Raw genomic sequence first — 21,778 nt, forward strand, 5'->3', positions numbered from 1 at the left:
CTGTCGACGCCGGATCCGGATCCGGCCCCGCTGCCCCATTCGCTCGGGGCCGGCGGCTGCCACCGAACGTGGCGTTGTACGTTCTCGCCTGGATCACCATCTCCTTCCTGGCGGCCTCCAGCGCGCCGACCCCGCTCTACGCGACCTACCAGGCCGAATGGGGCTTCGACCCGATCACCACGACCGTGGTCTTCGGCGTCTACGCGGTGGCCGTGCTGCTCGGGCTGCTCACCATGGGCAAGCTCTCCGACCACGTCGGCAGGCGGCCGGTGCTGCTGGCCGCGCTGGCGGCGCAGGCCGCCTCGATGCTGGTGTTCGCCACCGCCGACGGCGTGCCGGGGCTGATGGTCGCCCGGATCGTCCAGGGGCTGTCGACCGGCGCCGCGCTCGGCGCGATCGGGGCGGGGATGATGGACATCGACCGCCCACGCGGCACGATCACCAACGCGGTCGTCCCGGGCATCGGCACGGCGACCGGCGCGCTGGTCTCCGGCCTCGTGGTCCAGTTCCTGCCCGCCCCCACGCATCTGGTCTACCTGGGGCTGCTCGCGGTCTTCGTCCTCCAGGCCGTCGCCGTCGCACTGATGGCGGAGACGGTGACCCGCAAGCCGGGGGCGCTGGCCAGCCTGGCGCCGGAGATCAAGCTGCCGCGTGCCGTACGCCGCCCGATGCTGGTGGCCGCGCCCGTCCTGTTCGCCGTCTGGGCGCTGGCCGGGCTGTACGGGGCGCTCGGCCCGTCCCTCGTGCGGCAGTTGACCGGTTCCACGTCCGAAGTCCTGGGCGGGCTGAGTCTGTTCGTGCTCGCGGGGGTGGCTGCCGTCTCGGTGCTGGTCCTGCGGAAGGCGGCGACCCGGACGGTGATGCTCACCGGCATCCTCGCGCTGCTCGCCGGGGTGGCCCTGACCCTCGTCTCCCTTCGCGACTCCTCACCCACCGGCTTCTTCGTCGGCACCGCCATCGCGGGCGTCGGCTTCGGCAGCGGGTTCCAGGGCGGCATCCGTACGGTGATGCCGCTGGCCCGGCCGCACGAGAGCTCCGGCGTGCTGTCCCTGCTCTTCGTCGTCTCCTACCTCGGCATGGGGGTGCCCGCCGTGATCGCCGGCTTCCTCGTCGTCCACGCGGGCGGACTGACCGACACCGCGCAGGAGTACGGCGTCGCCGTGATCGTCCTCGCGGCGTTCGCGTTGTTCGGGCTGCTGCGTGGCGGCCGGGACGGGGCGGGGATCCCGCAGGGCCGGCGAGTGGACGGCAACACCTGAGAGGGACCCCGGCCGGGGCATAATGTAGACAGATCTGTCTGAAGGAGTGACCGTCATGGCGAGCGTCCAGAGCACCGCCAAGCCGTCGGCACGGGAGCGCCTGCTCGCCGCCGCGAACGAGCTGTTCTACGCCGAGGGCGTGCAGACCGTCGGGATCGACCGGGTCATCGAGCACGCGGGCGTGGCCAAGGCGTCGCTGTACAACACCTTCGGCGGCAAGGAGCAGCTCGTCCGGGCGTACCTCGACGCTCGGCACCAGGGCACCGCCGACCGGATCACCCGGGCCGTCGCGGAGGGCGACACGCCCCGCGAGCAGATGCTGGCGGTCTTCGAGTCCCAGGGCCGGCAGTTCGAACGGCCCGACTTCCACGGCTGCGCCTTCATCCGCGCCGGCGCCGAGGCCAACCCCGGCGGGCTGGTCGAGGAGGCGGCGGACGCCTTCCGCGGCTGGATGCGCGCCCTCTTCACCCGCCTCGCCACCGAGGCCGGCGCCACCGACCCCGACACCCTGGGCCACCAGCTCCAGATCCTCTACGACGGCGCCGGCATCTCCGCCCTGATGGACCATGACTCCACGGTGGCCGCGGCCACCCGCGCGGCGGCGAGCGCCCTGATCACGGCGGCGACGGAGGCATCGGCCTGAGCGGGTACTCCGCTCGGCGTGAACCAGGGGTGCGCCCGGGCCATTGGCGAGGTGTCGGTGGAGCGGGCCGGGTGGACACGCCGGGTCGCTGACTCGGCTCGGGCCGGGCTCGGTCCGCGGAGGGTGGGGCGCAGGGCGTCGGGCCGACGTCTACCCCCGGCATCGGGGATCGCCCCGCAGCTCGTGGACACCCGACTGGTCTCACTGCTGATGGTGCAGAGCACGCACGACACGACTTCACCTTGGCGGCCAGGTGACCCCGCCAGCCTCCTCCCGGCCCGTGCCCTCTCCGTCCGCACCCGCCCAGGCGGCGCATCCCCGCGCTGACCACCGCGATCTGGAGCAACGGCTGCATGGGGCGGCTGGCCCCGCGCTCGCTGATCGCCCCATGGCCCTGCCTCCATGGAACGGATCATTCAGGCAGTCGCGGAGAGGGCTCGCAGATCGTCGAAGGCCTGGAGGAGGTGCGCGTCCAGTTTCCGCGATGCGTCGTCGATCCAGGCCTGGGCCGCGTGGTGGAAGGTGGCCCAGCCCGTCTGGGCGGCCAGGTCGGCCAGACGCGCGGGCACGTCACGCTCCCGTAGCGCCTGCGCCAACGCCTCGGTGAGCGATGCGCCCTTGGCCAGGTCGCGCTCGCGAAGTGCCGGTGTCCTGGCGATGATCTCGAGCCGTGGTTCGGAGAACGGGCGGTTGTCCTCAAGGATCCGTCCGGCCTTGCGGAACGCGCAGAGCAGTACGTCGAGAGGTTGGAGCCCGTCGGGGGCGTCGGCGACTTCCTGCACGAGCGCGGCCCGCAGGTCGGCTTCGCCGGCGAAGAGCACCTCGCGCTTGTCCGGGAAGTGCCGGAAGAAGGTGCGCTCGTTGACACCGGCCCGGGCCGCGATCTGAGCCGTGGTGGTCCGGTCGAACCCGTGTTCTTGGTACAGCTCCAGAGCCGCCTGCTGGAGGCGGCGCCGCGCATCTTCTCCGCTCCGTGGCACGGCCCGAAATTAGCACATGCGCCAGTGACTGACACTACTTGACGCCAGTCACTGGCGCTACGTAATGTCACCGCCTGGCGCTACGTAGCGCCAGTAACTGGCGTTACGTGAAGGAGAGAGCCTTTCATGCATGTTTTTGTCACGGGCGGCTCCGGCCAGACCGGCCCCACCGTCGTCGCCGAACTCATCTCGGCCGGCCACACCGTTACCGGCCTGGCGCGCTCGGCCGCTGCCGCCGACCTGCTGGAGTCGCTGGGCGCTGCGCCGCACCACGGCTCCCTGGACGATCACGACAGCCTGCGCAGGGGTGCCCAAGTCGCCGACGGCGTCCTGCACATGGCCTACGGCGGCGACTTCTCCGACCTCGACGACATGACGAGGCGCGACCGGGCCGCCATCGAGGCGCTTGGCCGGCCGCTGGAGAACTCGGGTAAGCCGCTGGTCATCACCTCGGGCACGCTGGTCATGCCGGAAAACCGGGAGACCACCGAGCAGGACGAGCCCGAGCCGTCCGGGATCGCGGGCTTCCGTATCGCGGGCGAACGAGCCTGCTTGGACTTCGCGGAACGGGGGGTACGCGCGACCGTGGTCCGCCTCGCTCCCACCGTCCACGGTCCCGAGGACCATGGTTTCATCCCCATGCTCATCGGGACCGCGCGAAAGTCCGGCGTCTCGGCCTACGTCGGCGACGGCACCAACCGATGGCCGGCCGTTCACCGGCGCGACGCGGCCGTCCTGTTCCGCCTGGCCCTGGAGAACGCTCCTGCGGGCAGCGTGCTGCACGGAGTCGCCGAAACAGGCGTCACCATGAAGAGCATCGCGGAGACGATCGCCCGGAAACTCGACCTGCCGACGATCGCGCTCACTCCTGATCAGGCCGCCGGACACTTCATCAGCCCGTTCATGGCCAGGGTCTACGGCCTCGACGCGCCCGTCTCCAGCTCCTTCACACAGGAGTTGCTCGGCTGGTCGCCCACCCACCCCACGCTCCTCGAAGACCTGGAGTACGGCGACTACTTCACCGCGCCGGCATCCTGACCACCCGTGCCCACCAGTGGGGTGAACGGCCGGCCGAGCCTCGTCGTGGGCAGCCGGACCACCCAACTACGCGGCGCCCCAACGGCGTTACCTGCCACGCGGCCTACTCGCCGGTTCCCATGCGGAGGGCCAGGTCGTGGGCGGTCTCGCTGGTGAGGTCACCGGCGATGCCGAAGTGGCCGTTGGTGAGGGGGGCGGCGATGAGGGCGATGCCCTGGAGTCTGCCGTCGATGACGACAGCTATCTCGTTGCGCGGGACGGTGGCCGTGGCGAGGGTGTCGGTGAGGTCCGCGAGGCGGGTCCGGTCGGTGGGGCTGAGGGTCAGGTCGACCTCCCACCCGGCGGCGCTGTGGCGGGCCTTCGCAGAGACGGCTCGGACGCCGGTCATGCCGTTCGCGCGGTCGACATGGACGCAGGTTGCCGGGCTGGTCGTGGTCGCGTTCAAGGTGTAGCCGTCGCTGCCGGGGGCGCAGGAGTGGTCCGTCACCGAGGTGACCGGGAGGAGTGAGAACCGGGTCGACTTCTCAGCGTTCCCCGTGCCCCCTACGGAGGGCCGCAGTGGGTGCGCGTGCATGGTCGCCCCGTCAGCGACAGCGACCCCGACGGTGGCGATGACGGCGGCGACGAGGACACCGGCCCCGGAGCGGGCCAGCCGCTGGCGTCGCCGGGCCACCCTCAACGCGTCGTCCGCCAGACCCGCCAGGAAGGGATCGGCGGCGTCGGGGTCGCCCTTTTCGACATGGGCGTGCAGGGCATCGTGCAGGGGATGTGCGGTCGAGTCGTTCATGCGCCGGTGCTCCTTCCGGAGGCAGGGGAGGGGGAGACCATGGTCGACGACCCTGTCTCGGTGAAGGCGGCACGGAGGGAGGCCAGGGCCTTGTGGGTCTGGCTGCGGACGGTGCCCTGAGCGATGCCCAGAATCTCGGCGATCTCGGCGTCCGGCAGGTCCTCGAAGTAACGGAGCACGATCACCGCGCGCTGGCGTTTGGGGAGTTGCCGCAGCGCGGTCATGATGTCGTGGCGCTGAACCACGGTGTCGGCCCAGTCGGCGGCCTGCGTGGGCGGATCCGGGACCGTGTCGGTGACCGTCTCCTTGCCCCAACTGAGCAGCCGGAAGCGGTCTATCTGGGCGTGGTAGATCACCCGGCGGACATAGGTCTCGGGTTGCTGCCGGTCGCGCAGCCGCGACCAGCGCCGGGCCGTGGACGCGAGCGCGGTCTGGAGCAGATCGCGGGCCTGCTCCCAGTCCCCGGTCAGCAGGTACGTCGTGTGCAGCAGCGATCTCGACCGCGCCGCCACGAACTCGCGGAACTCGCGTTCATCGTCGGCGTTCAAAGCGCCCTCCCTTGTTCCCCCGTAAAGACGGGTGCGGAAGGGGATTCGACTGCCCTGTCGAACCGACTTTCTCGACTACGACGCCGGCGGCGGCCGTCGGCGTCGTGATGACGAGTCCGGACGGCGGTCCGTATCGGGCGACTCGGACTCACCGAGATCCGACGGTTCCGCTCGGCCCCACCCTGTTCGCACGTGTTCGTTCCGGTCGCGCGTCAGCCCGTGGCTTCCGAGTCGGCGAGCGCCAGGGCTTCTTCGAGCGCGGCGAGCGGGGTGAAGCGGCCGATGAGGTCTCCCGCGCGCAGGATCTTGAGGATCAGCGGATGTGGGCAGACGAGCAGCAGCCATCCGTGCCGCTCGGTGACCCGTCGCTCGGCGTGGCACAGGAGTCGTAGCCCGTACACGTCGAAGAACTCGACCGGGCCCAGGTCGATGACAACGGTGCGCCCCGGCGCGGCTGTTACCGCGTCCAGGTCCGGCAGGATCTGTTGGGCGGCGGCTATGTCGATCTCGCCGTGGAACTCGATGACGGTTGTTCCACCGACCTGTTGGCTGCGGATGTGCCCAATGGGCCATGCGCTGCTGCTCTGTTGCACGGCGTTTCCCCCGAGTGAGCCCGGCTGCCCGATGTCTCGGGAGCGGGGACGCTTTCGCCACCAGGGGCCGGGGCGGCAACAGGCTCTGAGCGTATGCCGATTGCCGCCTCTTGTGTGACAAAGCGATTCTCTGTGCGGGGGTTTCACTCGGTGGGGGGATTTTCGGTGCGTGTGCTTGACATGTGGGTGGCGTCGTTCGACGGGGAGGAGTAAGCGGCCGTGAGGGTCGCCGAGTTGGAGGCCCAGGGGCGGGTCATCATCGTGTCCGAGGCAGCGGCAGGGATTGTCCCCCCGCCTTGACGAACTTCGCGCGCTTCTCCCGCTCGACGCCGGCCTGGCGGACCATGACGCGCTGCCTGGTGTCGAGCAGTTGGACGTCCCTCGGCTCGACCACCCCCTTTCGGCCCGGATGTCCAAACGTGCGCTCGCACTGCGGCAGCGACGGCTCCAGGCGGTCCCACAGCAAATCTGATCCGCAGCGGGCCGGACGCCCAACTCCCGCCCCGGACATGGCGATCAGAGCCGATCCCCCTCTTCGTCTCAGCCGTCGACAACGCCTTGAGTGCCGCGCGCTGCGGGTGGTCAGGGCCTGACGGCGAACACCATGCCGATGTCGCCGGCCCGCTGCACCGAGCCCTGCTCGGTGTGGACCGTGAAGCCGTGTGTGAGGAGGACCTCGCGGACCGTGTCGCGGTTCTGCTGCCAGCGCTCCACCTCGACGACGGCCTGGCGGACCAGTGGCCAGTGCCGTTCCTCGATGCCTCGGAGTACCTCGAGTTCGGCGCCTTCCACGTCGACCTTGAGCAGGTCGACGCGGTCGATGCCCAGCTCGTCGAGCACCGATGACAGGGGCCTGACCTTCACTCGGTGCGTCTCAAGCTGTCGTAGCACCCGGAGTCTGCGGCCGATGAGACGCGTGAGGAGGGGGGCGGGTATGCGGCGCAGGACCGGTCCGAGGCCGCCCTGGCGGATCATTTCGACAACGCTGGCGGTGACCCGGCGGCGCTCATCCTCGATGTTCCCCTGATCCCGCGAGGAGGACGAGAAAATCGTGGCGGCCGGAATGTAGCTGAAATCGAGTTCGTCGTCGTGGGAGGCCAAGCCGTAGGGGAGCGCGGTCAGACGGCCGTCGAAGAACTCACGCGCATTGCGATCGAGTGTCGCGTGGAGTGCGGGCATCGGCTCGAAGGCGTAGATCCGCACGTCTCCGTCCAGCCGTTCATAGACGGCGGCCGAGAACACACCGATGTTGGCGCCCACGTCGAGTACCGTCGCGCCCGGCGTGCACTCGATGCCGTGGGCGAAGTAGCCGTCCACCTCTTCGCGGAGGAAGGACGCCTCCCAGCGATTGATGCTGTGCAGTTCCATCGCACTCATGGCCATGACAAGGTGATCTATCAGGCTTGGAGCCAACAAGCCAGCCCGCACGCACCCTTCGCTACGACCGCGTCCCGGAGCCGGAGCCGGATCCGGTGCCGTCGGGGTCCGCGCGACCCGGCCTGTAGGCTTGATCCACTCTGCGATGCAGGTCGGCGGGGCTCAGTCGATCACCGACGGGCGTGAGGAGACGGGGTGGCGGGTGCGGACGGAGACGTCACCGCTGTCGGTTTCGCGGCTTGAGTCCGCGCAGCCGACCGCGCTCGGTCGAGGACGAGGCCGGACAGACCGCGTACCGTCCCATGCACACCGACAGGAACCGCCGGAGTGATGGGCAGACGAAGTGCCCGCCGCGTCGGCGGGCGTCTGCCCCAGCCATGACCGGGAAGCGACATTGAACGAGACCCGAACGACGCGCGAGACGGAAACCCAGGGACCCGAGACGGGGCTCGGCGCGGCGCGTGCCCTGGCCCGCCTCGCCCTGCTGTGCATCGCGGGAGCGGTGGCCGCGGTGGTGGCCGGCACCGGCCATTGGTTCATCCTGCTGCTGGGCCTGGTCGGCCTCGGACTGGCCGCCGCGGGCCTGTGGTGGGCCTTGGCGCACCGCGGATTCGCCCGGCTCCTCGGTGCCCTGCTGGCGATCACCGCACCCGTCGGCGTCCTGGTGCTGTACGCCGTGTCCGGGCTGTGGTTGGTCGCGGTCATCGCCCTCGCGGCGTGGACGGCCGCGCTCGGCTGTGCGAGGAGTGCCCTGCGCCGGCTGCGCAAGCCGCACGGCATGCACACCCGCACGGTACGCGCGCCCCGCCGGGCCGTGCTCATCATGAATCCGAAGTCGGGTGGCGGGAAGGTCGGGCAGCACGGACTCGTCGAGCGGGCCGAGGCGCTGGGCGCACGGGTGATCCTGCTCGACCTCGACACGGATCCGGATCCCGTGGCACTGGCCAGGCAGGCCGTCGCCGAGGGAGCGGACCTGCTCGGTGTGGCCGGCGGTGACGGCACTCAAGCCCTCGTGGCGGGAGTGGCCGCCCAGCACGGTCTGCCGTTCATGGTGGTGACAGCCGGCACCCGCAACCACTTCGCCATGGACCTCGGCCTGGACCGGGACGATCCGGTGAGCAGCCTGGAGGCGCTCTCGGACGGTGTGGAACTCCGCGTCGACCTCGGCGACATCTCCGGCCGGCCGTTCGTCAACACCGCCTCGTTCGGTACGTACGCCCACATCGTGCAGAACCCCGACTACCGCGACGCCAAAGCGGCCACCGCGCTCGACCAGCTGCCGGACCTGCTGGTGGGCGAGGCGGGCGCCGCACTCAGTGCCCGTACCGACGAAGAGCGGCTGGAGGCCCCCCAGGCGGTGCTGGTCAGCAACAACCCCTACGCACGGGCCGACCCCCTGACCGGCGGCCGCAGGGAACGGCTCGACACGGGCGAGCTCGGGGTGATCGCGGTCCGGGTCGGGGGCGCGGTACAAGCCGCCGAACTGGCGCTGCTGGGGGAGCGGGCCAGCGGTCTCACGACCCTGACGTCCCGCAGCGTCATCGTCGAGTCCGACGAGGAGACCATCCCGGTGGCCGTGGACGGCGAGGCACTCCTCCTGCCTCCGCCCGTCGTGTGCACGATACGACCCGGCGCGCTGCGGGTGCGCGTGCCACGGGAACGTCCCGGGGCACCGTACGTCGCACCGGCCGTCGACTGGTACCGCGTCATACGCCTCGCCTTCGACCTGCCGCGCCACCACCGAGCAACCCCCACACCCGACAAGGACCAGGAGCAGAGCGATGATTGACCACCACCCTCGGCAGCAACCGGAACCGCAGGGCCTGTTGCGAGATCTCGCCAGCCTCGACCGGGTCCTCTACGAGGCCGTGACGGTCACCAGCACACCCACCCTCGACTCGGCACTGCGCCGGCTGTCCGCCGCGGCCGACCACTCCAAGATCTCTCTCGTGATCGCCGCCGGCCTGGCACTGCGCCCCGGCCGCTCCCGCCGCGCCGCGGTGCTCGGCGTCGCGGCGATCGGCGTCGCCTCCACCACGGCCAACCTGCTCGGCAAGCGTCTGGTACGGCGGCCACGCCCGCACCGCGCCGAGGACTCGCCCTTCCCCGGCCGGCACGTCCCCATGCCCGCATCAGCCTCGTTCCCGTCCGGCCACACGGCCTCCGCCGTCGCCTTCGCCGCGGCGGTCGGGCCCGTGTTCCCGGCCGTCACGGTCCCGCTCGGCCTGCTGGCCTGCGCCGTGGGCTACTCGCGCGTCCACACCGGGGTGCACTACCCGGGCGACGTCATCGCCGGCGCCGTACTAGGAACGGGCGCCGCTGCCACCGTCCTCGCGACGGCCGCACACTGGGACCGATCCGGCTCGGGCAACGCTGTCGCCAGGTGGCTGACCCGCGGAACGTCGAACCGGTGACGGTCCGTGGTCCGGGCGCTTGGGCGTCCACACGCGGTTCCACAGTGTGCGGTACCGCGGGCAGGGGCCGCTGAGTTCGACGGTGCGCTCGACCTCCGCGGGGGGACGTGGCCGGCCCAGGCCCGCCCGCCGCGGAGTCGACAGGGCTGCTCCACCCGCAGGGACGGAAGTTCGCCGGCACCGCGCGCCTCGAACACGGCGTGGACGTCGCCCTGTTCGCCACGACCTGCCGCACGGTCACGAAGGCCGCGCTCGGCCTGGCGGTGCGTCACGACATGGCGGCCGTACATCGCGACTGCTCGCATCGTGAGTCAAAGGGCCTCGCGCACAACCGCCTTGACGGCCACAGGGGCGAGCAGCCAGCCCGTTGCGGGAACCTCTCCGGAGCTGCGGTGACGTCTTCTCAGCCGCGCAGCGTGATGGTGAGTTTCGCGCCGAGGAGACTTGTGTTGGAACCGGCCCAGAGCTCGTGCCAGGTCTGGTTGGACTGCTTGCCGTACATCCGGAAGTACCAGAGGGGGTCGTCCTTGCTTTTGGTGTCCATGCTGTCTGCGTGCTGTTCGCGGGCGTAATTCTCCATGGTGATGTAGTCATTTCCGCTGACAGCGACGACACCGCCGAAGTGATAGTCCATGTAGTCGCCGCCCCTTCCCGCTGCTCGGGCCTCCTTGCGGGTTCGGTCCTGCTCTTCGTTCGGCGAGGCAGTGACAGCCATCGCGTCGTTCACCCTGGGCATGGCGGCATTCTCGTTGACTTCCAGCTCCGCGAGAACCTGTTCCGCCTTCTTGGGGTTCTTCCTGACCCACTCCTGGAACCTGTCACTCATTTTGAAGGTGACCGCGTTGAAGTGCTCGACGTCGCCCGATTCTATGGCCTTCTGGTAGCGACCGAGCCACTTCTTCTTTCCCTCCATGCGCTGGAGGAATTTCTCGACCGTGGTCCAGTACGGGGTGTCGACCGCATACTTCATGCTGCTTTTCCCCGTGACGAATTCGACCATCTCGTTGCAGCGCTGCGGAGTGCCGACTTCCAGCCCCTTGGGCTTCCGCCCGTCTTTTTCCACCTTCATCTCCGGCTCGACCTCCCACAGGGTCTTCCCGTTGCCGGAGCCTTCGAAGAGCAGAGACCTGCCGGTCTTCGAGAGAATGATGTGGCCGCCGAGTCGTTGATTGGACGCGGAGATCTGGGAATCGGAGGCGAAGAAACTCTTTGGTTCGACCCCTCCGCCGGCGTAGGGCGCGGCGAGCTCGAAGGAGTCCGCCACGGCGAGCGGGAGCGCCCCCGAATACACAAGGTGAGGCTTGGGGGGTTCATTTTTGGAGCGCTCGTCGAACCAGCTTCCGCTCTCGTTGGTGTCCTGAGAGACGAAGAACGAATCCGAGTCCGGCTGCTTCTTCGGATAATCCGTTTCTCCGGGACGGACGACCTTGTACCGCTGTACGGCTGGACCGTGTCCGTGATGATCTCCGCCACCGCACCCGCCCTGCGCAGCGTGCGCCGACTGCTGCTCCCTCTCCGGCGCCTGGTCAGTGGCTCGTTGCACGGGAGCCGGACCGCTCATGACATGATCGGCCTTCGCGTCCGCGCGGCGTTCACCGTCGTCGTTCGGATGGGAGATGCGCACCCCCGCGCCGTTGTCCGTACCGGGTACGGAACCCTTCCGTTGTTCCTCGTAGTGAGCCAGTTCGTGAGCCCAGGTGCGCTTGTTCATGTCGCCGCCGTCCACAACGTGACGACCGCTCACGAACGCCTTGGCGTCCAGCGTCGCCGCGGCCTCGCGTGCCACCGTGTTGTCATGAACGACCACTCCGCTGAAGTCGGCTCCCCCGAACCGGCCCTCCAATTCGCTTCGCAGACCGCTTTCCATCGGCTTGCCCGGAGACGCGAGTGCCCGTTCGACAGCCGCCCGCTGCACCTGGGCATGCTGGAGGGAGGGATCGCTCTCCTGCCGGTCGGCGGTGCCCGTGGCGAAGCGTTGCAGATGCCGGATCCAGGCCCCTGTCAGCGGAGCCGCAGCGGGCCGAGTGGAGGATCTGCCCCGTGTGTGGTCCGCCGCCTGGGAACGGTCGCGGTCGAAAGATTGCACGGGACCTCCTGCACGTACCAACAGCGCTGTCCGTCCACAGTTATCACCGCCAGGGCGCGCAGGGCTTGCCCGTAGGTGCACACCTCGGGGCACGCTTGCACCCGACTGCGCGCGGTTGTCCTCCCGGTGCGCGACTCCTTACACCGTCGGTGAAAGGTGGGGGACACGCGACAGGGCAATGTCCAGGAAGGCAGACTTGGCTCGCTTCACGTAGCGGAAAGGAAGTGATGGATGTCTGACGAGCCGGGGTGCGAGGCAGCGGAGGCATTCCCCGGGGAACCAGGGGAAGACAATGCCCGGGCGGTCGTGTGCCGGAGGATTGCGCACACCGCACCCGAAAGCGCCATGCTCAACCAGCTCGCGCATCTCCAACGCACAGCAGGGAACGCGGCCGTTGGGCAGCTTCTGACGCCGCCGACCGCGGAGTAGCACCACGGAGGCGGCGGAAGCCGCGTTCCCACCCAGAACTCCGTTCCACCACCAACTGCCAACCTCCCTGGGGTGGTCGGCAGCCGTGGCATCGCGTCCGGTGTACCGGTCCGCCCGCGCCGCACGGAACCGGGAGCCCTTGTGCAAGTCGTTGACATGACCCTGCCCTGTAGCTAGCTTCACGAACAGTTCTCGCCCGTACTCCGAGGGGCCTGCTCGCGGACTCGTATCGCCAGGCGCCTTGCTCCGATGGTGCGACAACGTTGTCCAACTCGACTGCTGCTCAAGCGAGTTACGCGCCTCGCAGGAAGACAACGTTGTCACCGCCAGGTTCAGCCCAGCTCCATCTCCATCGCGACCTCCAGCTCCAGCTCCCGCTTCCGAGTAGAGGAGAAACCCCCGTGACACGACAGTTGAGACCTCCCGGAACTGCCGCGATCGGCCTGTTCGCGGCCGCGGCGCTGGCCATGGCCGGGCTGTGCGCACCCGCGTGGGCGGCCGGAAAGGCGGCGCTCGTCGCGTCGCCGGCCACCGTGGTCAACCCGTTCATCGGCACGTCGAACGAGGCCAACGACTTCCCCGGGGCCGATGTGCCGTTCGGCATGGTGCAGTGGAGCCCCGACACGACGTCGCGGCCCTCGGGCGGCGGCTACGAGTACAACGACTCGTCCATCACCGGCTTCAGCCTCACTCACATCGCCGGTCCGGGCTGCGGAGCGGCGGGAGACGTACCGGTGCTGCCCACGGTCGGCGCGGTCAACACCGGGGCCACGGACGCGTTCTCGCACGCCAACGAATCGGCGTCCGCGGGGTCGTACAAGGTTGCGCTGAACAACCAGGTGACCACCGAACTGACCACCACGACCCGCAGCGGGATGGCGCGCTTCACCTTCCCCTCGACCAGCCAGGCCAACCTGATCTTCAAGCTGACGGGCAGTCAGAACGGCGCCTCGTCCACGCAGTTCACCAAGGTGTCGAACACCGAGGTGAGCGGACAGGTCACCAGCGGGCGCTTCTGCGGCGCGGGGAACACGTACACCGTGTACTTCGACATGGTCTTCGACCAGCCGTTCGCGTCCCAGGGAAGCTCGGTCGCCAAGTCGTCGGCCGCCACCCCCGCGAAGCCCCGCACGGCGTCCAAGAACGCGGCCGAGCAGCCCAACAAGCCTGTGCTGCACGGAAAGACGCCGACCGCCGCGGCCCCGAAGACCACCAAGGACAGCGCCTCGCCGCAGGCCGCCGCCTCGAACGGCTACGTCACCTTCAACACCACGAGCAACCCGGTGGTGCAGGCCAAGGTCGGCGTCTCCTACGTCTCGGTGGCCAACGCGACCGCCAACCGGGCCGCGGAGAACACCGGTTGGGACTTCAACGCGACCCGCACCGCCGCTCAGAACGCCTGGAACAGCGCGCTGGGCAAGATACAGATCGCGGGCGGGACAGCCGCGCAGCAGCAGACCTTCTACACCGCGCTCTACCACTCACTCCTGCACCCGAACGTCATCAGCGACACCAACGGCCAGTACTACGGCTTCGACGGCAGGACCCACACCGTGGACGCGGGCCACAAGGCCGTCTACGCCAACTACTCCGGCTGGGACATCTACCGCTCGCAGGCGCAGCTCGAAGCTCTGGTCGCACCCCAAGTAGCTTCGGACACCGCACAGTCGATGGTCGACGACTACGCCCAGACCGGGATCTTCCCCAAGTGGTCCGAGAACAACGGCGAGTCGTACGTGATGGTCGGAGACCCGGCCGACGGCATCATCGCCGACTACTACGCCTTCGGTGCCCGGGACTTCGACACCAATACGGCCCTCGCCGACATGGTCAAGCAGGCGAGCACGACCAACAACGACCGGCCGGGCCTCAACTACCTGAACTCACCCGGGTACATGCCGCACGACGGCAGCTACGGCTGCTGCAACTTCTACGGCCCCGTGGCCACCACGCTGGAGTACAACACCGCCGACTTCGCGCTCTCCGCGATGGCCGGGGCGCTCGGCGACACCGGAAACCAGAAGACGTACGCCAATCGCGCCCAGGACTGGCGCAACGTGCTCAACCCGGCCTCCGGCTTCGTCGAGCCGCGCAACGCGAACGGGTCCTGGACCGGCGGCTTCGACCCCACCAGCGGCACCGACATGGTCGAGGCCGACTCCTGGATCTACACCGGGATGATCCCCTTCAACATCGGCGGCCTGGCGCGCGCCAAGGGCGGCAACACGGCGATGAGCCACTACCTGGACACCGTGCTGCGCAGCTACACGGGCGACCAGGGGTACGCGTGGGTCGGCAACGAACCCAGCATCGAACTGCCGTGGGAGTACGACTACATCGGGCAGCCCTACAAGACCCAGGGCACCGTACGGGCCATCCAGCAGCAGATCTGGGCGAACACCCCCGGCGGGCTCGCCGACGGCAACGACGACCTCGGCGCGATGAGCGCGTGGTACGTGTGGTCCGCGCTCGGCATGTTCCCCGAGACCCCCGGCACGGCCGATCTCGCCCTGGGCTCCCCGGTGTTCACCCAGGCCGTGATCACCCTGCCGTCGGGCAAGACGCTCACGATCAACGGGAACGGCGCCGCCGACAACGCCCCCTACGTCCAGTCCGCGACGTGGAACGGCTCCGCCTGGAACAACGCCTACGCCCCCACGTCCGCGATCACCGCGGGCGGTACGCTGACCTACACGCTCGGCACGAGCGCCAACACCTCCTGGGCGACGGCCACTTCCGCCGCTCCGCCCTCCTACGCCGGTGACACCACGGCTCCGGCCTCACCCCGTATCGGCCCCATCACCTCGGCGGTGGCGGCCAACCTGTGCGTGGACGACGCGAATTCCTCCACCACCGACGGCAGTCACGTCCAGCTCTGGACCTGCAACAGCACCTACGCCCAGGACTGGATCGTCGCCGGCGACGGAACGGTACGGAGTCTGGGCAAATGCCTGGACGCCGACCACAGCGGAACCACCAACGGCACGCTGATCCAACTCTGGACGTGCAACGGCAGCGGCGCCCAGCAGTGGACCGCGGGCGCCAACGGCTCCTTGATCAACCCCCAGTCCAAGCTGTGCCTGGACGACCCCAACTCCACGACGACGACCGGCACCCAACTCCAGCTCTACACCTGCAACGGCTCGGCAGCCCAGAACTGGAAACTGCCGGCCTGAGCCACAGATCCGGGGCGCCCGGCAGCACCGGGCGCCCCGGATCGTGACGCCCATGAGCCTTGGCCGCCAGCGGTCACACTCCGATGAAGTTCACCGTTTCCGTCATGTGCGCCCGTCCGGTACGCAGCCGAGGCACGCCTTCCTTCTCGTATCCCACTGAGATGCCGCAGAACAGCACGAGTTCGTCATCGGCTTTGACGGTTCGGCTGACGGTCTTGCGGTACATGGTCCACATCACCTGGGGGCAGCTGTGCAGCCCTTCCGCCCGCAGTAACAGCATGACCGTCTGCAGATACATCCCCGCGTCCCCCCCACTGCCCGGGCCCCATCGTCCGGTCGAGGTAGCAGAACAGTACGACCGGTGCCCCGAACGCCTCCGAGTTCAAGGCGGCGATTTTCACGGGCCTGGCGGGGTCGTCGCGCTCAATCCCCAGGGCTTCGTACCGCTGGGCCGCCGCCGTGGAGAAGCGGTCCAGATACGGCGAGGTCAGTTCGTCCGGGTACATCGGATACTCCCGCTCGTCACCCGGGTCTCCCGCCAGTGCCCTGCCGGTCGCGCGCCTCTTCAGTTCAGCCAGGGGTTCGCCGGTCACGACGTACAGATGCCACGGCTGGAGGTTTCCGCTGGACGGAGCCCGCGTCGCCGCATTCAGCACTCGTTCGAGCACATCCCTGGGTACCGGATCATCGCTGAACGCCCGCACGGCCCGGCGACTGTCCACGGCCTCATACACATCCACGTCTTCGTCCTCTCATTCCAACCGGGCCTCTTTCCACCGTATGCAGCGGTCAGCAGACCGGGACAGCCTGGACAGTTGGGGTGGGCCTGCCGGGCCGGAGTCGTGTGGGCGTCCGGTCCGGCAGGGGCGTAGGGCCGTTTGTGCGGTGGGATGACGGGGGCGCTTACGCGCCGGTCTTGGTGACGAGTTCGATGAGGGCGTCGGCGGTCGGGCCGGAGGAGGCGGGGTTCTGGCCGGTGATGAGCAGGCCGTCCCGCAGGACGTACGGTGCCCAGTCGGCGCCCTTGGAGTAGTCGCCGCCGAGGCGGACGAGTTCGTCCTCGACCAGGAAGGGAACCACCTTGGTCAACTGGACGCCCTCTTCCTCGCTGTTGGTGAATCCGGTGACCTTCTTGCCGCGCACCAGCGGCGTGCCGTCCTCGTTCACCGCGTGCCGCAGGACACCCGGGGCGTGGCAGACCAGGGCGAGCGGCTTGCCGGCGCGCAGGGTGGTCTCGATCAGCCGGATCGAGGTGGGGTCCTCGGCCAGGTCCCACAGCGGGCCGTGGCCGCCGGGGTAGAAGACGGTGTCGAAGTCGTCGGGGGAGACGGAGTCGAGGCGGACGGTGTGGGCGAGGGCGTCCATGGCCTCGGGGTCAGCCTCGAAGCGCCGGGTCTCGTCGGTCTGGCTGGCCGGCTCGTTGCTCTTGGGGTCCAACGGAGGCTGACCGCCCTTGGGGGAGGCGAGCACGAGGTCGATGCCGGCGTCCTTGAAGCGGTAGTAGGGAGCGGCCAGTTCCTCCAGCCAGAAGCCGGTCTTCCTGCCGGTGTCGCCGAGTTCGTCGTGCGAGGTGAGGACGATGAGGACCTTCATGAGTGCTGCTCCTTCGCGTGGTGTACCGGTCGTCTTGTATCAGTAGACCGGTCGTCTCTGGATGTGTAGCGGAATCTGCCGCATGGTCGCGGTGTGATCCGATGGGTGGTGCGTGGGGTGCGATGCCCGGCGCCGGGGGTGCGGCCCGGAGGATTACAGGTGCAGGAGTCGGCGGGTGGCGGTCATCGCGGTGTCCAAGGCGGATATGTCCCGGTGGATCTTGGCCATGACGCTGGCCCCGAGCCACATGTCGTAGAGGACCTGTGCCGTGGTGCGGGCCCCGTCGTCGACCGAGAGGGAGCCGTCCTCGACGCCGGCGGCGATCGTGCGTTCCAGGCGGTCGACTATGGCGGTGGTGCCGTCCTTCAGCGCGAGGCGCATGGACTCGGACAGGTCGGCGACCTCGGCGCCGAGCTTCACGGCCAGGCACTTGCCCTGGCACTCGTCGACGCTCTGTGTGTCGCGCCAGCTCTGCCAGTAGTTCAGCAACCGCTGCGCCGAGGTCGCGCCCGGCTCGGCGAGGATGCGGTCCATGTCGGCGAGGTAGTCCGTGAAGTAGGAATGCATCATCGCCTCGCCGAAGGCGTCCTTGGAGTCGAAGTAGTGGTAGAAGGACCCCTTGGGCACCCCGGCCGCGGACAGGACCTCGTTGATCCCCACCGCGGCGAAACCCTTGCGGGACATGATCCGCTGGGCCGTGTCGAGGATGCTGCGGCGGGTGTCGCCCTGAGTGACTGGCATGCTGCCACCCTATCGCTGAATAGACCGGTCGTCTAACGAGGGTCAGCGTTCTGTGGACTGTGGTCAGTCGCCGAGGAAGTCGAGGAGGACGTCGTTGACCTCGGCGGTGTGGGTGGTGAGAAGGCCGTGGGGGGCGCCCTCGATCTCGGCGTACCGCGCGCTGGGCAGCGCCTTGGCGAAGCGCCGTCCGGTGGCGTCGATGGGCAGCGTACGGTCGGCGGTCCCGTGCACGATCAGTGTCGGGACGTCGATGCGGGGGATGTCGGCGCGGAAGTCGGTGGGCCAGCTCAGGGGCGCGGCGGCCGAGGCGATCGCACCGGCGCCGGTCGCCACGTTCCACGCGTTGCGTACGGCTTCCTCGCTGACCCGGGTGCCGAGGTTCTCGTCGAGGTTGAAGAAGTCGTCGTAGAAGCCGGTGAAGAAGGCGTAGCGGTCCTTGGCCACCGCGTCGGAGACGCCCTGGAAGAAGGAGAGCGGGGCGGCGCCGTCCGGATTGTCGTCCGTGATCGCGAGGAACGGCTCCAGCGAGGCCAGGAAGACGGCCTTGCCGACGCGGGCCGAACCGTATGTGGACAGGTAGCGGGCCACTTCGCCGGTGCCCATGGAGAACCCGACCAGGACCGCGTCGTGCAGGTCGAGGGTCTCCATGAGGGTGTTGAGGTCGGAGGCGAAGGTGTCGTAGTCGTAACCGGTCGCGGGCTGGCTGGATTTGCCGAAGCCGCGCCGGTCGTAGGTGATGACCCGGTTGCCGGCCGCCAGCAGCGGCGGGATCTGTCCCTCCCAGGAGGTGCCATCCAGCGGGTAGCCGTGGATCAGCACGACGGGCCGGCCCGATCCCTTGTCCTCGTAGTGCAGTTCGATGTCGGTGCTGTTCTCCGTGCCGACCTTGATGCGTCCCATGATGCCTGCTCCTTCGGGGAGTTGTGGGGGCGCCGGTTCGCGCCGACGTCCCGATGTCGAGGACTATACGACCGGTCTACTCGGGCCGTCAATGTGTTCCCTCGTAGCCGGAGGGATCACAGGAAGCCGCGCACGTGGTGGCCGGCGCTCGGCGGAATCGCGCGGCCGGTGGCCGACAGCGGAGATGCCGCAGGAACGTGACTGATTGTCATCAGTCGGTTCCTGCGGCATCCGGAACGGGTCACTCACTCACGGCAGGCTCAGCTGAAGACGAAGGGTCCGGGGGACTGGGCCGCGCTCGACGTGCAGGTGACGGAGATGCCGAAGATGACCATCTTCAGCGAGCCCTTGTAGAAGTCCAGCTTGTCGCCGACGGCCACGGTGCCGGGAAGCGGCCCGACGGTGACCGAACCGCCCGCGGGTATGGCCGGGTTCACGGTGCCGCTGAAGACCCGGCTGGCGCCCGTGGAGTTCGACATGGTGAGCGTCGAGCTGATGGAGTTCGCCGACAGGGCGAGCGGTGTGGTGATGGCCGTGGAACTGAGGGTGATGGTCGCCGAGGTGCTGCTGGTCTGCGTCGCGGTCAGCGTGGCCGCGCCGCCGCCGAAGATCCCGCAGGAGGCGGTGATGCTCGCGGAGCTCGGGGTGACGGCGGCCGAAGCGGTGGGCGCGAGGGCCAGCGTCGTGGCTGCGATGACGCCGGTCGCGAGTGCCGCACCGGTGGTTAATCTCTTCATGGGGATCGTGTTCCCTTCCCATTGGTGGGAGTGCCATGTGTGGGATGGCGACCCCGGGCCGAGTGGGTGCGGGCACACTGCGGGGGATCGAATCTGACGGTCCGTCGGAACGTACGATCCCCATTGATACGCCGACGACACGGAACGGCATAGTTGAGATCTGGCCGACTGTGGGCTCGCTCGTGAACGTCTCCTGCTGCTGAGCGGGTTGGGCCCGCTTGAGAGGATCGGGGCATGGCGGAGTCACCTGTGCAGATCAATGCCCTCATCGTCGATGCCACGGACCCCGAGCGGCTCGCCGCGTTCTGGTCCGAGCTGCTCGGCAGGCCGGTCGTGGCCCGTATGGGCCCGTATGTCTGGCTGCGGCGGGAGGGCGGCCTGGGGCTGGGTTTTCAGCGGAGCGAGGACCCCAAGTCGGGCAAGAACCGGATGCACTTCGACATCACCTCTCCCGATCCCGCTGCCGAGCAGCAGCGGGTCGAGATGCTCGGCGGTCGCAGGCTGGAGCAGTACGCCGACGGCGGGTTCCTGGTGATGGCGGACCCTGAGGGCAATGAGTTCTGCGTCATCCCCGAGGGTCCCTTCGAACTCGACGACGAAGGGCGCGCGGACTACCTCGGCTGATGGTCGACCTTCCGCGGCTACCGGCAGGGAAGGAATCCCCCTCCCCGCGGGGAGGGGGACGATCCTCAGGCCAGGGAGAACTTCTGGGCGCCGGAGGTGTTGCAGTCCCAGATCTCGAGGCGGGTGCCGTTGGCGGTGGCGCCCGATGGTGAGTCGACGCACCGGCCGGTGGTCGGGTTGGACATCGAGCCGTCGGCGTCGACCACCCAGTTCTGGTAGCCGCCGCCGTTGCACGTGGCGAGCTGGAGCTTTGTGCCGTTCGCGTTCACGCCGCCCGCGATGTCCAGGCACTTGCCCAGCGTGCGCAGGGTCTGGCCGCTCCAGGTCCACTTCTGGTCGAGCGAGGTGGACTGCTGGCAGTCCCACAGCTGTACGGCCGTGCCGTCGCCGCCGGTGTCGTCACCCGCCACGTCGACGCACTTGCCGCCCGGTCCGTAGATCGGGGTGCCGATGGCGAACTTCTGGGCGTCGGCACTGTTGCAGTCCCAGATCTGGAGGCGGGTCCCGTTGGCGGTGGCGCCCGACGGCGAGTCGATGCACCGGCCGCTGGTCGGATTGCGGAGCGAGCCGTCGGTCTGCCGCACCCAGTTCTGGTAGCCGCCGCTGTTGCACGTGGCGAGCTGCAGCTTCGTCCCCGCGGCGCTGTTCCCGCCGGCGATGTCCAGGCACTTGCCGAGGGTCTGCAGGGTCTGGCCGCTCCAGGTCCAGTGCTGGTCCTTGGCCCCTGACTGGCAGTCCCACAACTGCACCGCGGTGCCGTCCCCGCCGGTGTCGTCACCTGACACGTCCACGCACTTGCCGCCGGGGCCGGTGATCGTCTGGCCGGTCACCGAACCGCCGCCGCCTCCGGAGCCGGGCGCCTTGTTGTAGACGGCCACCGAGTCGACGACCAGTTTCCCGCCGGAGACCGTGGCCGCGTTCGGACCCCCTCCGAAGGCGTCAGGGAAACCGCCGCCGATCGCGAGGTCGTAGATGATGAAGAAGGGATGGTCGACCGCGTCGGCCCAGGTCGTCGCGTCCACCTGGGTCGCGTTGACGGTGAAGAAGTTGTTCCCGTCGAGGTAGAACCTGATCTGCTCCGGTGACACCGAGCGGTCGATCTCCGCCGCGTAGTCGTGGAAGCCGGTCTGGCAGCCGGAGCAGGCGCGTTCACCCGAGCCGATGCCCGTCGACTCGTTGCAGGGTCCGCCAGGGTTCACGCCGCAGTGCAGGGTGCTGAAGACGGAACTGCGGCCGTTGATGTCCTCCATGATGTCGACCTCGCCGGACTTCGGCCAGGTCACGCCGTCCCGCAGTGGCGCGCCGAGCATCCAGAACGCCGGCCAGTAACCCGCGCCGTTGGCGGTGGTGACGTTGGGCTGCTGGAGGACGGACTCGATACGCACGACGCCGCCGGCCGGTGCGCCGAAGCCCGCCGACTGGGTCTCCACGCGGCCGGAGGTCCATCCGCTGCGCGCGTCGGAACCGGAGTGCAGGGCCTGGAGCACCAGGTGGCCCTGACCGTCGTAGTAGACGTTCGAGGTGCTGCTGGTCATGGTCTCGATCTCACCGGTGCCGAAATTGCTGCCCGGTCCGGTGTCGTACTTCCACAGGCTCTGGTCGATGCCGGTGCCGGACGCACCGTTGAAGTCGTCGCTCCATGTGAGGGAGAAGCCCGACGGCGCCGGGGGGACCGCCGCCTGAGCGGCGGGCGCCGTCGCGGTCAAGGTGGCGGCCACGGTCGCCACGACGACGGGGATCAGCGTCAGCGCGCTCTTCCATCCGCCGCGCCGTGATCTTGCAGAGAGTAATTGCATCTGTCTTACCTCCGAAGAACAAACAGGATCGCGCTTGTTTGCTGTGCCGCCTCGGAC

At 68.9% G+C, this 21,778-nt stretch carries 18 protein-coding genes and 1 pseudogene; 7 read left to right on the forward strand and 12 right to left on the reverse strand.

All coding sequences use genetic code 11. The features are described 5' to 3' along the window. Nucleotides 1-68 precede the first annotated feature (68 nt). Nucleotides 69-1,259: an MFS transporter gene (locus OHT77_RS43550; RefSeq protein ID WP_328833907.1), complete on the forward strand. Its 1,191-nt coding sequence runs from the start codon at nucleotides 69-71 to the stop codon at nucleotides 1,257-1,259. A 55-nt stretch (nucleotides 1,260-1,314) separates the two neighbouring features. Continuing rightward, nucleotides 1,315-1,902, forward strand: coding sequence for a TetR/AcrR family transcriptional regulator (locus tag OHT77_RS43555; RefSeq protein WP_328833908.1), 588 nt, complete (start codon nucleotides 1,315-1,317; stop codon nucleotides 1,900-1,902). Nucleotides 1,903-2,318: 416 nt separating this feature from the next. On the opposite strand, the gene OHT77_RS43560 is transcribed toward OHT77_RS43555, so the two are convergent. After that, on the reverse strand, nucleotides 2,319-2,882 hold the full coding sequence (locus OHT77_RS43560) for a TetR family transcriptional regulator (RefSeq protein ID WP_328833909.1): 564 nt from the start codon (nucleotides 2,880-2,882) through the stop codon (nucleotides 2,319-2,321). 126 nt (nucleotides 2,883-3,008) lie between these two features. Here OHT77_RS43560 and OHT77_RS43565 point away from each other — a divergent pair, with 126 nt between their 5' ends. Then, on the forward strand, nucleotides 3,009-3,920 hold the full coding sequence (locus OHT77_RS43565) for an SDR family oxidoreductase (protein ID WP_328833910.1): 912 nt from the start codon (nucleotides 3,009-3,011) through the stop codon (nucleotides 3,918-3,920). 103 nt (nucleotides 3,921-4,023) lie between these two features. Here the strand turns inward: OHT77_RS43565 and OHT77_RS43570 are convergent, their stop codons facing one another. The 4 genes from OHT77_RS43570 to OHT77_RS43590 form a co-directional block, all read right to left on the reverse strand. After that, a complete protein-coding gene (locus OHT77_RS43570; RefSeq protein WP_328833911.1) occupies nucleotides 4,024-4,707 on the reverse strand; it encodes a SecDF P1 head subdomain-containing protein in 684 nt (227 codons plus the stop codon). After that, nucleotides 4,704-5,255, reverse strand: coding sequence for a SigE family RNA polymerase sigma factor (locus OHT77_RS43575; RefSeq protein ID WP_328833912.1), 552 nt, complete (start codon nucleotides 5,253-5,255; stop codon nucleotides 4,704-4,706). Before OHT77_RS43575 ends, OHT77_RS43570 begins: the two co-directional genes overlap by 4 nt. A gap of 212 nt (nucleotides 5,256-5,467) precedes the next feature. Further along, a complete protein-coding gene (locus tag OHT77_RS43580) occupies nucleotides 5,468-5,848 on the reverse strand; it encodes an STAS domain-containing protein (RefSeq protein ID WP_328833913.1) in 381 nt (126 codons plus the stop codon). A gap of 582 nt (nucleotides 5,849-6,430) precedes the next feature. Next, complete coding sequence (locus OHT77_RS43590; protein WP_328833914.1) at nucleotides 6,431-7,225, reverse strand: FkbM family methyltransferase; 795 nt, start codon at nucleotides 7,223-7,225, stop codon at nucleotides 6,431-6,433. A 394-nt stretch (nucleotides 7,226-7,619) separates the two neighbouring features. On the opposite strand from OHT77_RS43590, the gene OHT77_RS43595 reads away from it, so the two are divergent. Then, nucleotides 7,620-9,014 carry a diacylglycerol/lipid kinase family protein gene (locus OHT77_RS43595; RefSeq protein ID WP_328833915.1) on the forward strand — a complete coding sequence of 465 codons (1,395 nt, stop codon included), beginning with the start codon at nucleotides 7,620-7,622 and terminating at the stop codon, nucleotides 9,012-9,014. Continuing rightward, a complete protein-coding gene (locus OHT77_RS43600; protein WP_328833916.1) occupies nucleotides 9,007-9,639 on the forward strand; it encodes a phosphatase PAP2 family protein in 633 nt (210 codons plus the stop codon). Before OHT77_RS43595 ends, OHT77_RS43600 begins: the two co-directional genes overlap by 8 nt. A gap of 403 nt (nucleotides 9,640-10,042) precedes the next feature. Here OHT77_RS43600 and OHT77_RS43605 read toward each other — a convergent pair whose 3' ends face one another. Then, nucleotides 10,043-11,725 (reverse strand): eCIS core domain-containing protein, encoded by a 1,683-nt coding sequence (locus tag OHT77_RS43605; RefSeq protein ID WP_328833917.1) that lies wholly within the window; start codon nucleotides 11,723-11,725, stop codon nucleotides 10,043-10,045. 830 nt (nucleotides 11,726-12,555) lie between these two features. Here OHT77_RS43605 and OHT77_RS43610 point away from each other — a divergent pair. After that, entirely contained in the window at nucleotides 12,556-15,330 is a 2,775-nt protein-coding gene (locus OHT77_RS43610; protein ID WP_328833918.1) for a lectin, read from the forward strand. 73 nt (nucleotides 15,331-15,403) lie between these two features. Here the strand turns inward: OHT77_RS43610 and OHT77_RS43615 are convergent. The 5 genes and pseudogenes from OHT77_RS43615 to OHT77_RS43635 form a co-directional block, all read right to left on the reverse strand. Then, a pseudogene (locus OHT77_RS43615) lies at nucleotides 15,404-16,070 on the reverse strand (nitroreductase). Nucleotides 16,071-16,233: 163 nt separating this feature from the next. Then, the gene (locus OHT77_RS43620) at nucleotides 16,234-16,923 is read right to left on the reverse strand and encodes a type 1 glutamine amidotransferase domain-containing protein (protein WP_328833919.1); all 690 of its coding nucleotides are present in this window, start codon (nucleotides 16,921-16,923) and stop codon (nucleotides 16,234-16,236) included. A gap of 153 nt (nucleotides 16,924-17,076) precedes the next feature. Further along, nucleotides 17,077-17,664, reverse strand: a complete 588-nt coding sequence (locus OHT77_RS43625) for a TetR/AcrR family transcriptional regulator (RefSeq protein WP_328833920.1) — start codon at nucleotides 17,662-17,664, stop codon at nucleotides 17,077-17,079. Between the two features lie 63 nt (nucleotides 17,665-17,727). Further along, a complete protein-coding gene (locus OHT77_RS43630) occupies nucleotides 17,728-18,564 on the reverse strand; it encodes an alpha/beta fold hydrolase (protein ID WP_328833921.1) in 837 nt (278 codons plus the stop codon). Nucleotides 18,565-18,824: 260 nt separating this feature from the next. Then, nucleotides 18,825-19,301, reverse strand: coding sequence for a hypothetical protein (locus OHT77_RS43635; protein WP_328833922.1), 477 nt, complete (start codon nucleotides 19,299-19,301; stop codon nucleotides 18,825-18,827). Nucleotides 19,302-19,535: 234 nt separating this feature from the next. Here OHT77_RS43635 and OHT77_RS43640 point away from each other — a divergent pair, with 234 nt between their 5' ends. Continuing rightward, nucleotides 19,536-19,925 carry a VOC family protein gene (locus tag OHT77_RS43640; RefSeq protein WP_328833923.1) on the forward strand — a complete coding sequence of 130 codons (390 nt, stop codon included), beginning with the start codon at nucleotides 19,536-19,538 and terminating at the stop codon, nucleotides 19,923-19,925. 65 nt (nucleotides 19,926-19,990) lie between these two features. On the opposite strand, the gene OHT77_RS43645 is transcribed toward OHT77_RS43640, so the two are convergent. Further along, nucleotides 19,991-21,721, reverse strand: a complete 1,731-nt coding sequence (locus OHT77_RS43645) for a ricin-type beta-trefoil lectin domain protein (RefSeq protein WP_328833924.1) — start codon at nucleotides 21,719-21,721, stop codon at nucleotides 19,991-19,993. Between the last annotated feature and the right edge of the window lie 57 nt (nucleotides 21,722-21,778).

Source organism: Streptomyces sp. NBC_00252, assembly GCF_036187565.1.
GTDB lineage: Bacteria > Actinomycetota > Actinomycetes > Streptomycetales > Streptomycetaceae > Streptomyces.

Excerpts from the sequence above, each read along its gene's own strand:
- OHT77_RS43555 (WP_328833908.1), top strand. The coding sequence starts at position 1,315 with ATGGCGAGCGTCCAGAGCACCGCCAAGCCGTCGGCACGGGAGCGCCTG.
- OHT77_RS43565 (WP_328833910.1), top strand. The coding sequence starts at position 3,009 with ATGCATGTTTTTGTCACGGGCGGCTCCGGCCAGACCGGCCCCACCGTC.
- OHT77_RS43570 (WP_328833911.1), bottom strand. The coding sequence starts at position 4,707 with ATGAACGACTCGACCGCACATCCCCTGCACGATGCCCTGCACGCCCAT.
- OHT77_RS43590 (WP_328833914.1), bottom strand. The coding sequence starts at position 7,225 with ATGAGTGCGATGGAACTGCACAGCATCAATCGCTGGGAGGCGTCCTTC.
- OHT77_RS43600 (WP_328833916.1), top strand. The coding sequence starts at position 9,007 with ATGATTGACCACCACCCTCGGCAGCAACCGGAACCGCAGGGCCTGTTG.
- OHT77_RS43620 (WP_328833919.1), bottom strand. The coding sequence starts at position 16,923 with ATGAAGGTCCTCATCGTCCTCACCTCGCACGACGAACTCGGCGACACC.
- OHT77_RS43625 (WP_328833920.1), bottom strand. The coding sequence starts at position 17,664 with ATGCCAGTCACTCAGGGCGACACCCGCCGCAGCATCCTCGACACGGCC.
- OHT77_RS43630 (WP_328833921.1), bottom strand. The coding sequence starts at position 18,564 with ATGGGACGCATCAAGGTCGGCACGGAGAACAGCACCGACATCGAACTG.
- OHT77_RS43635 (WP_328833922.1), bottom strand. The coding sequence starts at position 19,301 with ATGAAGAGATTAACCACCGGTGCGGCACTCGCGACCGGCGTCATCGCA.
- OHT77_RS43640 (WP_328833923.1), top strand. The coding sequence starts at position 19,536 with ATGGCGGAGTCACCTGTGCAGATCAATGCCCTCATCGTCGATGCCACG.
- OHT77_RS43645 (WP_328833924.1), bottom strand. The coding sequence starts at position 21,721 with ATGCAATTACTCTCTGCAAGATCACGGCGCGGCGGATGGAAGAGCGCG.